Source organism: Microbulbifer variabilis (assembly GCF_020524905.1).
GTDB classification, from domain to species: domain Bacteria; phylum Pseudomonadota; class Gammaproteobacteria; order Pseudomonadales; family Cellvibrionaceae; genus Microbulbifer; species Microbulbifer variabilis_A.
The window spans coordinates 200,261-214,620 of the sequence record NZ_JAIVKI010000001.1 but is presented as its reverse complement, the minus strand read 5'-3'; the positions used below and the strand labels follow the sequence as shown (position 1 = coordinate 214,620).

Annotated in this window: 6 protein-coding genes; 1 reads left to right on the top strand and 5 read right to left on the bottom strand. The window is 48.1% G+C overall.

The genetic code is table 11. From position 1 onward, the window contains the following. Positions 1-62: 62 nt before the first annotated feature. The 5 genes from LC073_RS00905 to LC073_RS00885 form a co-directional block, all read right to left on the bottom strand. Positions 63-4,148 (bottom strand): fibronectin type III domain-containing protein, encoded by a 4,086-nt coding sequence (locus LC073_RS00905; protein ID WP_226642381.1) that lies wholly within the window; start codon positions 4,146-4,148, stop codon positions 63-65. 592 nt (positions 4,149-4,740) lie between these two features. Next, on the bottom strand, positions 4,741-5,046 hold the full coding sequence (locus LC073_RS00900) for a hypothetical protein (RefSeq protein WP_226642379.1): 306 nt from the start codon (positions 5,044-5,046) through the stop codon (positions 4,741-4,743). Between the two features lie 260 nt (positions 5,047-5,306). Then, complete coding sequence (locus LC073_RS00895; RefSeq protein WP_226642377.1) at positions 5,307-5,729, bottom strand: GFA family protein; 423 nt, start codon at positions 5,727-5,729, stop codon at positions 5,307-5,309. Positions 5,730-5,793: 64 nt separating this feature from the next. Then, entirely contained in the window at positions 5,794-6,156 is a 363-nt protein-coding gene (locus LC073_RS00890) for a hypothetical protein (RefSeq protein WP_226642375.1), read from the bottom strand. A 393-nt stretch (positions 6,157-6,549) separates the two neighbouring features. Next, positions 6,550-11,727 (bottom strand): DUF748 domain-containing protein, encoded by a 5,178-nt coding sequence (locus LC073_RS00885; RefSeq protein ID WP_226642374.1) that lies wholly within the window; start codon positions 11,725-11,727, stop codon positions 6,550-6,552. Positions 11,728-11,986: 259 nt separating this feature from the next. Here LC073_RS00885 and selD point away from each other — a divergent pair, with 259 nt between their 5' ends. After that, positions 11,987-14,272, top strand: coding sequence for a selenide, water dikinase SelD (gene selD / locus LC073_RS00880; protein ID WP_226642372.1), 2,286 nt, complete (start codon positions 11,987-11,989; stop codon positions 14,270-14,272). Positions 14,273-14,360: the final 88 nt, after the last annotated feature.

Below are 14,360 nucleotides of genomic sequence, written 5' to 3'. Positions count from 1 at the left end.
ATTAATTTGTGAGCATGCCCCTGAAAATCAGGAGCATGCATAATGGAGAATAAATAACTACTTTATTCCGCTAAGCGAGAATCCCGCTCTAGCTGCTCTTCAAACAACAGAGGTGGCTGGAGTTGGTTGCGTTGGGAGCTGGGACTGAGATTGAAATCGAAATTGGCAGAGCGCATACCTGTATTACAGTTTTGAAAATTACGATCCAAATACTTGTGCCTAACCACAATCTCAATATCTTCGACACTATTGATATCGAACAGATCACCAAACTGATCTGCAGACAATATCGTTAGCATCCATTCAGAGGCAGCGACACTGCGCTCTTTAAAGGCACCGGTGGAGTAAACTAATCCCGCAGGAGCACCCCTGATTGCGCCATCAAAAGAGGTAGTAAAGCTGGATGTATAGTTTAAGGTATTTGCACCAGAAACATTCCAAAAACGTGACTCCAATATATTAAAACGATCGATTGCATTGAGCATATCGAATGCAGTTTCATCTAGTTGAGCTCGAAAATAGCTATTACCACCGTAGGTTAATTCCACAATAGTACTATCAGCAAAGGCTCCGAATGAACTTAATATATTGATACCAACATCTAATATTTTGTCATTGTAATTTCCGCCATTGAAAACACATGACGAGCTGTCAGTCTCCAAAATGCGCGGACCCTTAAAGAAATTACTTCTAGCTACGGGCTTCAAGGTGGAGAAGCTAAAGTTAACCCACTGTTCATCACCAAAGTCCAGCAGATTATGTTTCAGGTAAGCCGTAAATGCCGCTTGGCCTGACAACATTTGCTGGGCGCCGATTGCGGGATCTGGATGTGGATACTCCTGCTGCTCGCCACGAATGGTATCGTAATAACCGAGAATGTCCTCTTTTAACGATAGACTATCGGTTTTAATGGTGAAGTTATGCAGCCGTCTGTACTCATTGAAATTTTCCATTTCCGCATAAAATTCTTTTAAGGAATTGGCATTACGTAAAGCAAAAAGGGAATCCTTTTTTAAGCCCGAGGTAGTCACAAATGGCTCCTGCCATTTATATTCCAACGCCTGCACCGCATAGAACATCCATTCCTGAGCACGATCAAAGGTAGATTCGGCCGCTTCAAGATCTTTATTGGCCCTGGTTAAATGAATAGGGTCAGCAAAGTAGTTATCTATCAAACCAGATTGCAATTCCGCAGCATCTGTCAGCAGGCGATGTACCTGATTCATCATGCCTGCCAATCGATCAATCTCTATCTCAACATTGGCTTCTGCCAAGGCGATATCCAGATTAATGATATTGGCTTCCAGCCACATGGAACGAATACGAGCCTGGAAGTTCACCTCATTCATTTCGGTGCGCAGTGCTTGTATCTTGGCGCGTTCCTCATAGGCCAATTGCTGGCTCAATGCCTGGAGTTTTCCCTCTTTTTTGATCTGCTTGATATTGGCATTGTGCGTTAGGACACTTTGTATACCAGACCCAGTTTCCGACATTGCCGCTTGAACTTGAAAGGCAAGCTCTGACGCACCATAAGTCACAAAGGCAGCAGCGACACGTACAATCGAACCAAATATAGAACCTTTCTTTCTTGCCTTTTCAGCACGCGCACGGATCTTTGCAATTTGCGTGGTAATTTTAACTTGTTCCTGTCCATAGGAAACAATCACCTCCTCAATTGCATTCTCTATGCCCTGAGTTTTACCGAAACGGTCAATTTCAGATTCGATATCATCCAGTAATTTACTGAGTCTTTGCTCCTGCTTTTCAAGGTTCTTATCTGCCGCCTCAATATTCTTCGTCTGCAAGGCAATAGCACTGCCTCGCACAGCTATCTCAGTTGCAGCGACACAAGCTCCGCCATTGTTACAAGCTTCTCGATATTCCCAACCAATCAAATCCTTGAGCGCATTATTTTTAGCGTCCATGCGATTCTTAAAGTCGGTTGTGAAGCTCTGCTTGGTCCTCTTAAAGCCATCATAACTAGCAGTTGCCGCATCCAAGCTTTGCAGAGCGTAGAGCAGAGAACCACTGGTGGGACTGTGGTTGGCAGCAATGACATCAAAGCTATCGCTAGCAGTACTCTGACCAGACATAATCAATACGGCATCATTGGGCAGACCAAGCATGTTGGTTTCCCCCGCCAGCCAGGTGTCAATATTGGCTAGTTGATTGAGGCTACCAGTAAACTTCGCTATAGCTTCAGGCAAACCGCTAAATCCGCTTACGTTTTTCAGTTCTATACCATCAAACGCCTGGCGGATACTGGTATCATTCGCCTTGATCTTTGCCTGCAGCTGTGAGGTAGAGGCCCTGAGCTGCTCTAGCTTGGCTGCGTCTGTTTCTCCGCTACTAACACGCAGGCGAACTGATTGATATTGAGCGTCAGCAAGATCGCTCATCAGCTCATACAGCACTCGGATATCTTTATAGCCTGTAAATAAGCTATTGCTGGAAACATTAACGAGATCACCAGCTGCATTTTTATAACGAGGGCTAAGCTGTCCTCTGCCTGGGCTTTTGGTGGCCAGAAGCTCGGGGTAGCCGGACAGGATTTGAGCAGCGTCTGTTAGACCCATGTTCAGAATATCCACGGCCTGCTCGTAAGCATCAATCTCTGAATGGATATCCCCCTCATTGAGACGAATTTGTCGCGCAAGATCCAGCTTTTGGTTAGCGGAAATAATCTCTGCAACGGTACGGTCGTGATAAATATTCAGTAGAAGATCTTCAGCTCTACTGCGCATTTGTGTGCTGATATTCTGCTTCAGCAGATCTTCGATCACACTTAATGCGACACCGGCCCTTGACTTCTCTTTGGAGCCATATAGAACTGTGAAATTTTGATCTGAATTAGTATTACCGACACGGTAAATTACCTGACCTGTGCTTGGGTCTCGCACATAGGAAAGGTCCAGATAACGGAAAGCAGCTAAGTTTCTGGAGTAAATACCCTTAGCCGGATTTTCCTGATTTTCTGCTACGGGATCAGCCTGGTTATAGTAGAGCTGCTTGCCAATCGCGATTGTGGGATCCACAAGCACTGGTCCACCTACGCGGAAAGAGGAACAGGTAGTATTACAGGCGCGAACACGGAATTGATAGCTAGCGCCGTACTCCAAACCAGTAATCTTAATACGGGTAGCAGAACCGGAATAAGCAGCTGACCAACTTCCACTATTTTTACGCTGCTGCAGTTCATAGCGAGTGGCCCCGCTACTAGAGGACCAGCTCAGATCCACACTATTTGAAGAGATAGAGCTGGGTACGGTAATAGAAGCTGGCGTAGAAGGTGTTTTCTCTACCTTCAAGGTGCCACCCGTCTTATAACCACTGCATGCACTGTCTATACAAGCACGTACGCGATATTGGTAATTACCATTAGACCGACCGCTTTCATTAAAGCTGGTTCCGGTGGAATTATAAACCCTACTCCAGGAGCCACTATTTAGTTTACGCTCGAGTTCATATCGGCCTGCACCTGTACTAGAAGACCAGCTAACTTTGTAGGCACCATCGCTATCAAAAGTACCATAACTGATACTGGAGGGTGTAGGAGGGGCAGGTTGAAGATAAGTGACTGTTTTAGATGCCAATACCTCAGTTTTTGTTATAACCTCTGCATAACAGGTCCCCCCTCGCATTCTCTGCGGAGAAAGGCTCTCTTTATTATTTGTAGAGTCTATCTTCTTTTCAACCTTATCTACGCTAGGTCGCCCAATAATAGGGATTTCTCCATCACATGGATACGGCTCAATGCCTACTCTACGTATTTTAGTCGCAGAAAATAAATAATCTCCAGGGCTACCAGCCTTAAAAGTACCAGATCTTGAAAGAGAAACCGTAGAACCTCCACCCGATACCGATAAGCTTATGTATTCAGACACACAGGAACCAGAACAACTAGTAGCCGGAAGACTATTAAATTGATAGCTAAAAGAACCTGTTGTGCTTTTACCTGGAGTGACTGTAACGCTTGCAGCCATCGCAGACTGTGCGCTCCCTACTGCACCCATCAGTAAAAAAATACTGAACATTCTATACAAGTAAATCTGAAACTTATCCATAAATTTATATTTATCCATTAATACGTGAACAACACAAAAATCATAACCATCAGATAATGGCTTTTTTTGCGACCAAGGTACCAAAAACCCCACACAGCCTTATGAAGGCCAGCAGCATAAATTAAACAAATAAAAAAGCAAATTATGCCACTGCAACCAGCAGATAAACCTCGCTCTACAGTTTCAAAATACAAGTTAACCACCACTTAAATAATTGATTTATCAAGGTTTTACCAATCACCTTAAAAATCACTTATTTACTTGGTACAAGCTTGAGAATTTATGGGTAGGAGCACAGCACTGAACAGGTAGATGGTATGTGATTTCTCAAACTAGAGAGTGAGAACTTAGCTTCAACGATAAACGCATTCGTTAAGGAAGGAATCAACTTTTAGAGTGACCATCTTTTCAAGGCGATAGAAAGATACTGATGAAAAAATACCAACTGACCAGAGTGAACGATGTTAGATTTACACTCTGAGAAAACGGATATTTTCAAGATATAATCATAGAGATAATGTATAGCTCACACACTCTATTACTCTCTTACTAAGAGTGTCGGTTATTGTGAGAATCTAGGAGCATCTTAGCCCAGCGAAATGGTTTTTTCAAAACGGAGGGTGACTAAAAAGAAAAGAGTGCGCGAAGCTTATTAGCTTAGCAACGCGCAATAAACCTAACGACCTAAAAGTAAAACCAAAACAGCAATAACAAAACCAACTAATAACACCCAAACTCCTCGAAGCATCAAAGAGCGAGCATACTCAGCCTCTTTATAACGCAGCGCATAGGGAATCCCGGTAATGGGGCCAAGAAATATGGTTACAATCCCCCAAACCCAATGCTTATTACCTAGGGCAGTGAGTGCGGCCATAAGGCCTCCAAACCAGCACAAGGTGACGCCTATGACACATATCACTAAGGCGATTATGGACCACCACTGATTGGCCAGGAAAATTTCTACTATTTGTGTTTCTGTCATGGCGGTTTGCCACTCCCTATTACTACTAGGTCATTCCACATTTTCAGGCCCTTTCTGCAGCTTAATATGACTGCTTGTGGGAACCTCGCGTCACCCACAAACTCTGCTGCGGGCACAGTTGCTCATAAATCCAAATCCAAATCCAAATCCAAATCCAAATCCAAATCCAAATCCAAATCCAAAAGCACTGTTAGCGACTAATAGTAACCTTAAAGGGGGACAAATGGTCCCCCTTTAAGTAATCAGGAGTGTGTAATCACTTACTCCCCAGAAAATTCAGTGACCAACTCTAGGCCGGTTATATTTCTAGTTTCGTTGGCGAAGCTATAGTAAGCGGGCTTTTCATCAATAAATATCTGATGGGTCATTGTTACTTCTGGGGGAAGCTCGAAGATACCTGCAGGTACTGAATACTGCTGAGTTTCCTTTAATCGGTAGAAGAGATGGGAGCCGCATTTTGAACAGAAACCACGCTCAGCCCAGTCTGAAGAGCCAAATACCGATACATGTTCTTCACCGGAGATTTCCACACTGGTCTGGCAGTCTACTGCCAACAGTGGACCGCCACTCCACTTCTTGCACATGCCACAATGACAGACCCCAAGGTCAGAAGAAGGCAACTCAGCCTTAATGGTCACAGAACCGCACAGACAGCTTCCCTGGACTTGATTAGAATCGTTCATATTTTTCTCTCTCTTCTGTAAAGCTATAGAAGCGTACGCTTACTAACTGTTGCCATAGGGCAATCTAAGATTCATAAGACTTACAACGTCGCTTGAACCAGTTGATCCTTTTGGTGTGATTTGGTGGACAATTCTTCTTGCACAAACGCCCCAAGTCTTCCAGAGTGGTTGCTTCTGGGTAATTTGCTACTTCCTCACCAGCAATGATGTGGCGAAAACCCGGTTCATCCGCTGTGATAAGGAAGTGATTTCCCTTATCACCAATTAAGATTTTCTCCCTGGCCATTGCGTAAACTTGGAATTCCCACATACCCCAGGAACTCCATTTATTCATCACCAGACATGTAGACATGGTTTTCAGAGGCTGCTGCTCAACAGCTAATACAGTAGTTGAAAACAACAGTATGAAAAACAGCATTACTCTCATATTCATTCCTTGAATATTTATTCTTTTAAATATATAAGCGAATAGTCGCAATACCAGTGGTAAATAGCACTACCCAAAGAGAGGTATTCACGCATCAACTATGTCACAAAAATTAAAGCCACATCAAGCTATAATAGAGACGCCTTACATTTAAGCTCTATAAGACAGATACTCTCCGCATTCAATCTAGCCTTCATATCGCCAATATTACTTGATAGATCAACTTAAAGAATCGTAAGAATTTTATAACTCTGGAAATTTCATCCACATGGGACACCACTTAAACTGGACTAAAAGAAAATTTCTGAAGATATAAATCAAAAAAATCCTCTCTTTAGAAAAACAAAGTCCACCACTGTAAATATTTTTTATTTATACAAATTGTTGTTAGCATCAATTAGAAAACTCGACTCTTGGCTCACCAAAATCTCTCCCCATATAATCCGGCGCACAAGGGATCAACTCCGCTGCAGGAATACCTGCGTCAATTAAATAACGCTCAACCTTGCGACTGCGCTCCAAAGCGAGCTTCTCAAATTCTTCACGTAAGATAATGGGTGGCCTACGGTAAAAATTAGATAGGAAACGACGACTACCGCGTAGACCAATCGTGGCGTTAGGATACATTGCATTCCAGTCCCTGGCATTGGCTATTCCACAAACCCCAGGACGAGCATCCGGATACTTGTTCAGCACTGCCACCATTTGTTGAAGCTGTGCCAGGGATAAACCGGTTAATTCCGAACTACCTGGAGCAAAGTCTATAGAATCAAATGACTTGGTCATAAACCGCCCCCAAGCCAATTTACCCAAAAGGTAAATACCATAAGGGGTGAAGTAACTAAATAGTGCATCCATAATGGCTTTTTGCAAAAGCTCACTAAATACATATTCCATGGAAAACTTGGGATCACGAATATTGCCGGTCACCGGCATGCCAAACTTCACATTCCCTTTTCCATCTTTCAGCAACCAAAGAGCCAGATTTAGGGGAATGAACCTCTTTTTAACCGACAGTTCGTCGTCTTTTCGAACTCGTCGAACTTTGATTTTTTCCAGCACGACATCGGCAAAGGCATTCAGTTGATTTTCATGGACATGAATATTAACCACCGCATCCATCTGCCCTTGTAATATCTTGAAGCCAAGTAGTTTAGCCATATAAGGAGTGGCTGGTATCAAATTCACATTTGCCAAATAACCAGTCAGATCGGCATTCCACTTTTGCTGCCCCAGATAATCAATCGTCCCCGCCAACTGAATATCCCCAAATCCACCTGGACGCCCATTCGCTACTACAACAGCAGGAGGATGTTCTCCTAAGTTGCTGATATCAGTCAGATTAAGGTTGATGTCACGTACCGGCAGGCGTGCGCGAAATTCATGCTTTCGGTCTACCCAGGTAAAAGTGCCGTGACGCAAATAGATATCGCCGATGTGGTAAGAAAGAGGAGGCCGCAGTTTTTTCTTTCGGTGGATATATTGATTAATCGGTATGCCACGCAACTCAGCAATTTCCCAGCTTACGGGAAACTGACCCTGCTCATCTCGTAACAAAATAAAACGTGGCCTCAAGAAATCAATAAAATCAATCGTGAGCAGATCCTTGCGTCGATCAAAACTTAAGGCTTTGATATGTAACAACCTGAAGTCCCCAACAGTGCTGTGACGTTCAAATTCTGGGGCACCAGGATCCCGATTAAAGAAGTGGAAATGTACGGCTTCTCCCCAGGCAAAATACCACTCGTCTGAATTCATGGAGAAGTGTGAAACTTCAATACTCTCCCCCTCCACCAGTAATTCGCCTTTTGGCGAAAGGAGATCAATATTCTCAACTTTAAACAGGGACAGCGTTAGTCCATGTACGTCACTAAAATTACCATCTAGCTCGACAGCTCCGAATTTAAGGCAGTGACTGCCTTGGTCAAAGTAACCGACGGGAATACAACTGGCAATATTCATAAGGCGCAGCTGTTGTACCCCTAAGAATCTATCTCCAAAACTCAGCTGCTCAACCTGTAATCTCTGGGTTTTTAACAAGGGAAGAGGTAGAGCTTGAGGGAACCCCGCTTCGTGCATTTGTATTTCTGCCACACTGATGTCTCTGAGCAGAAATGTTCGCCCTGTTGGTGCCTGCAGGCTTTCCATTCCCCCCAGACGCAACTGATCCAATTGATAGCAGGGGGCAAACTTTTTGTCTTTTAACAGTCCGGCAGGTAAACAGCCACTGGCATTCTGAATCCTTGCCAGCGCTTCACCTTCAAAGGAGATATTGTCCAGCTTGAAGCTGGGAATATTAATGGGTGCGGTATTTTTTCGAGGAATTGAGAGGCCGCCCAGGTGTAACGAACCCTTAAGCGCATAAGGTTTACTCAAGGATATGCGCTGTAAACCGGGCATATATAATTCATCTATGCCATAACACCGCTGTGTATCCCCGGCTCTAGATCGCTCAAGCCGTTCGATTGTCACAGTCTTGCCAGAATCCGGCAGGCAGATCCGCGTATTGATAACCTTTAAATCGGTAACGGAAAAATCCTTTCCGCCATTCCAGTTAAGTCCCCGCCAGCTCAACTTTTGCAGGCCAGCCTGAAGGAAGTCTTGACCTTTTTGCCAAAAGGCGATTGGACCAGCTTTTACAGTGCCAAAACTAAGGCGATCAATTCCCTGATCGAAACCAATACGAATTGGATTCCCGGTAAATTTTATCTGTGGAGTTTCAATACAATCGGCTAAATTGGCTCTGTCGGCCCCACTAGGCATTAAGCGCTGTAAACCACAAATTAAGATATTATCGATAGATAAATCATAGAGATCGATAGAGCCTGGGGAAAAGTATATCTTTGGAATTTCTAGTCTTGAAAACTGCCAAAGGGGCTCAGCAGATACTGCACGGGTAAATTCAGTCTCTCCCAAAGCCACGCCACTGTTATTGATTGAGTGTAAATCTCGACTGAAAATGCAGTGCGGTAATTTTTCCTGCATTCCCTGTTCTTGTGGCAGACAAGCCTTTAGGGATTCTGCAGAGAGTTTTTCAAACTTAATTTCTGAAGAAGTGCTGCCATTACGGGACCACAGAAATTCCAGAACCGGTAGGGAGAGTTTCTGTACATCCAGAGCGGCTACCCCGTCCCGCTCCAACAATTGAATCTGGGTAATACTGGAGTCATTTAAGTTAGCCGATGCCTGTTGGCGACCAAATTCAAAATGAAACGTTTCGCCAAGTTGAAGTTCCTGAAAATCTATACAGCGGATATGAATATCAGAGAACACCGCTATATCTGGCAGGCAGGTGTATAACGTCTTTAAATCACTCCCCGGCAGGGCTATGTAAGTGCTAAGTATGGCGGTTTCTGAGTGGCGGATTCTTACCAGTGGCAAATTCAGGTTTTTTATATTTAGCAGGGAACGATTGTGTGCTGTGTGCGCTAGGGCCTGCTCAAGAGAAACTTCAGAAGTGGCCATATCAATGCCCCCACGCCAGGCTATGCGAAGCGGCTGCATTTGTCGTAGGTCACGCAGGTCAAAGCAAATAGGCATTTCTTCAAGGGGAACCGAATCGCGGTAGATTAAGCGGGCCCAAGAATCCGGTAGGCAGCCATCTAGACGCAGTAAGCTGGCACTCTCCAGCTTGAAATTTGGCGCGTTCACGCTGGCTATTTGGGTACTGGCCAATGGGCCTTGTTCTTCGAGATACCCCTTCTCAGTGCCGTAATCCTCTTCAGTTGGGCCAATATCCGATGCCTTGGCGTTGGCGGCCCAGGGGTCTTCAACCGCTTCACGGCGATAATAACCGGCACCACTGGTCATTTTTTGCAGTAAAAGGCCCTTATTGCCACTGGGACTGTCTCCCAGCATCAGCCGCTGCACCCCCAGTTTGCCAAAAATGGCATAGCCGTCCTTACCGGGCTGCAGGGCAAAATTCCCCTGCCCCCGCAGACTATTCAGCTGGGTACACAGAGGCTCCAAGCCCTCCGGCAGCAGGCCACGCGATAGACAACCGGATAGGGATTCCAGGGAAAAGTCCTGAATGGAATAGGGCGTATCAGATGCCAAAGTGTCAATGCCACCCCATTGTAATTGGCGAAGTTTCAGTTTTTCCTCAGCCAATCCCTTCAACTGCATCTGCCCAAGATACAGTGGCCCACTGGCAAATCCCCAGGGAATCGACTTTGGCTGCGAACCAAAGCGCAGCGCCACTTTTTCCTCTCCACGCAGGCCCGCCAAACGCACACAGTGGTCGGGCTTACCCCACAACTCACCGGGTACACAGCCACTGGCATTATCGACCGATAAACTGTCCACCGAGAGAACTCGGCTGGACATATCGAATTTCAGCGAACCCAACTGAGCCTGCTGTGCCGTGAGGGGCTGCCTATGCGGCTGCGCCACATCCAGGTAGCGAACCTGCTGGGCGTGGCTGGGCCCTGTAATTATTTTGAGGTGCTGATTCCAGTCAAACTCGGTGGGCCCGGGGAGGTTTAGCGTGGTAGCACGCACACAAAAATGATGCTTAGCATCGCGCAGGTGCTGTGGACACCAGTCAAAGGCGGTAGCGCCTGCACCTCGCCACCGCAACCGTTTGATTGGGCGGATATAATCAAAATCGCGAATGGCAATGGTTTCCGCACGCCAATCCTGCCAGCGATGATCATTGCGCCGCAACAAAACCCCTTCGCCGCGGGCGCGACGCCACTGCGCCATGGCAACACGACCAAAATCAAACTTTAAATCCCCAGCAACCCGCAGACTACGCGCTGCTGCACAGTGACCGATCAAGCGTTGCAAGCCATGAATCGCATCGGCCCACTGCTGCGGCGGACAGCTCGAGAAATATTCGGCGTGAAAGGCGTCGGCTTCGGTGAGTAGACTGGGCCAACGAAAATCTCCGGCCTTTAAATGCAAGTGTGCCAGGGTGGTGTTATATCGTGCAGAGTTTCTCTCTCTGGCTAACAATTCGTGCAATTTAATTTCTACAGCGGCAATATCCACTTTGAGGGGAACATCCCCCTTACGCCACAGCCCCAGGCTAAAATCCCGCGCTCGCACATCGCCAAAATAAACGCAGGAAGCCGTCGACCAGATGGGCCTGTGCAAATAGCAAAGCTCGCTATTACGTATGCGCGCCGAGCCGATTATCAGTTGAAAATCCCTGTCCTGCCGTTCGCCCTGAGCCAAGCTCCAGCCACCCAGCTCCCAATCCCTTTGTCGATCTCCGGGAGCGGATTGCAGATCTATATAAGCGCCGCTGATCGAAGCTCGCGGCAGATTGGCGCGACCACGCAGCAACTGCCACCAGCTGTAGTCCAGCAGGACTTCCTGGGCAGAAAACCCTCGCCCCTCGCGATTGATTGCACGCGCATCGACAACCAAGACACTTAAATCCAGCAGAGACACACGGAAGTGTTGCGCCTGAAAATCCAGTCCCCGCTCAGCCATCCATGCGCTGGCCTTATCGCGCACCAGACCGGAAAGCACTAGAGATAGCCCTTCGAGCAACAATAATCCGCCAACCAGCCACCACAACAGGTGACGAAAGCGGGCATTATGACGGGCAGGCTCTGTTGGCATTAGAAAAATAGCGCCGCGAAATGAATTGAACGCAAGCTGCAACGACAGCTGAGCCCATAAAGTAAAGACCAGCCCCGTTGTTTTTTTTACCCTGACGCTGCGATTCGCGATAATGAAAGTTGACGTCGTGCTATAAATCTCGCCTCGACTCACGCTGTCTAATATTTATCCAGAGATAAATTTGTGCGGCGAGAGAAGTTGGCTGGCGGGCAATGGCTTTACCCCAGCAACCGTTCCAGAAAATCAGTAGTGAGCAAAAATGCAGGAGTACCCTAACTACCAGGATATCGTTCTGGTCGGCGGCGGCCACGCCCATGCCATAGTGTTGCAAATGTGGGCTATGAATCCGTTGCCGGGCGCGCGCCTGACGCTGGTTTCTCCGCAAATCCAAACCGCCTATTCAGGTATGCTGCCGGGGATGGTGGCAGGCCACTACTCACTGGATGACACTCATATTGACCTGGCGCGCCTATGTCGCGCTGCCGGTGCCCGGTTTATTCAAGCCTGTGCCCACCATGTCGACGTGAAAGCCCGCACGGTCTCTCTGCTCGGGCGCCCCCCACTGGAGTACGACCTGCTATCCCTGGATGTCGGCGCCACCCCTGTGCGGGAGCTGCCGGGTTCTGAGCTGGCCATCCCCATTAAACCCATCGGGCATTTTTACAACTTCTGGCAAAAGCTGCAGAGGCACGTACAAAAAAACCGTACACCCCTGCGCCTCGGAATTGTTGGGGGCGGTGCTGGCGGCTGCGAGCTAGCCATGGCCATGGCTCACAGCCTAGAGGAACAGCTCTATTCTGGGCGTGTGCAAATTCACCTGATCCACGCCGCCGACGAAATCCCCCAAGGCTACCCATTCCTCGCACGAAAACTAGTAGCGCGTGAACTCCACAGGCTCGGGGTAGAGATACATCACAACTGGCCAGTGGCGGAAATTAACGAACAGGGCGTGCGTAACAATAGCGGCGATTTACTGGGCCTGGATCAGGTGTTACTCACCACCAATGCTTGTGCCCCTCCCTGGCTGGCGGATTCCCAGCTTGCGCTCGACGACAAAGGCTTCGTTTTAGTAGACAGCAAATTGCGCGCCCAGGGTTACCAGGAAATCTTTGCCGCCGGCGATGTAGCCAGTTTTTCAGCAGGGCCGCTGCCCAAGGCCGGTGTCTACGCAGTGCGTCAGGGGCCCGTGCTATTCCATAACCTGCGCGCCACACTCACCGGGCGCCCACTGAAAAGTTATCACCCACAGAAGCGCTTTCTCAGCCTGCTGTCCTGTGGAGGCAGGCGCGCTGTAGCAGTGCGTAATGGAGTTGCTGCAGTGGGCGCACCACTGTGGCGCTGGAAGGACCATATCGACCGCAGTTTTATGCACCGCTTTAGCGATCTGCCCATCACCATGGAAGAGATGCCAGCCACGCAACCCAGTGAAATACTAAACCAACGCAAGGGGATCTCTTTGGCGAGCATGCGCTGTAATGGCTGCGGCGCCAAGGTGGGCCCGGAGGTATTGCGCCGCGCTCTGGCCAAACTGCCCGTGCAGCAATCCGATTATCTATTGCGCGGTCTCGGGGACGATGCTGCCGTAATGGATTTACCCACCTCACAGTTATTGGTACAGAGCTCCGATCAACTACGAGCCCCGGTAGCCGACCCCTGGCTGTTCGGACGACTCGCTGCTCTGCACGCACTCTCCGATCTATTTGCCATGCATGCGCGCCCTGTGAGTGCGCAAGTATTGGCGACCCTGCCCACCGCAGCAGAGGAAATCACCCAGCGGGATTTACAGCAACTGCTCGCTGGTGCGATTTACGAACTCAATCGCCATCACTGCGTTCTATCTGGCGGCCACACCGCCGAGGGCGCAGAACTGCAATTGGGCCTCACCGTAAATGGCTTGGCCGAACGAGAGCAATTACTGGAAAAACGTGGAGCCCGAACTGGGGACTGCCTGATCTTGAGTAAACCTCTGGGTATAGGCACCATTCTCGCCGCCGAGGGGATGGGAGAAGCCAAGGGGCGCTGGCTGCAGAAGGCACTGGAAACCATGCTGCACAGTAATGCAGCCGCCGCCGAAATATTTGCCCAGCACGGGGCTCACGCCCTCACCGATGTCACCGGCTTCGGCCTGCTCGGTCACTTACTGGAAATGCTGAAACTAGATGGACTCGGCGCCACTTTGATCGCAGAGCCACTACCGCTGATTCCGGGTGCCCGCCAATGTATTGAGCGCGGCTGGCTATCCAGCCTGCAGCCGCAAAATGCCAGCGCCTATGCTTTTGTAGAAAATCCGCGAGAATGGCAATCACTGCCACACTGGGCATTGCTCACAGACCCACAGACCTGCGGAGGCCTGCTCGCCGCAGTGCCTGCGGACAAAGCAGAGCCCTGTGTGCGCGCACTATTGCAGAGTGGTTGCAGCCAGGCCGCCATCATCGGAGTGATCAGCAGTGGCGGCAATCCACAACCAAAGGTAATCCTGCGTAGAGATGGTCCTTGGCGGCAGCTGCTCACCCACAATAACGAAGCGGAACACAGTCAGGTGTGATGATTCCACTTTCCTCCATTTTTCACCGCCACGTGTTACAACCTGTTGATATTAATTGGATGAATACTGACGGAGGCTTTTTTTTCCA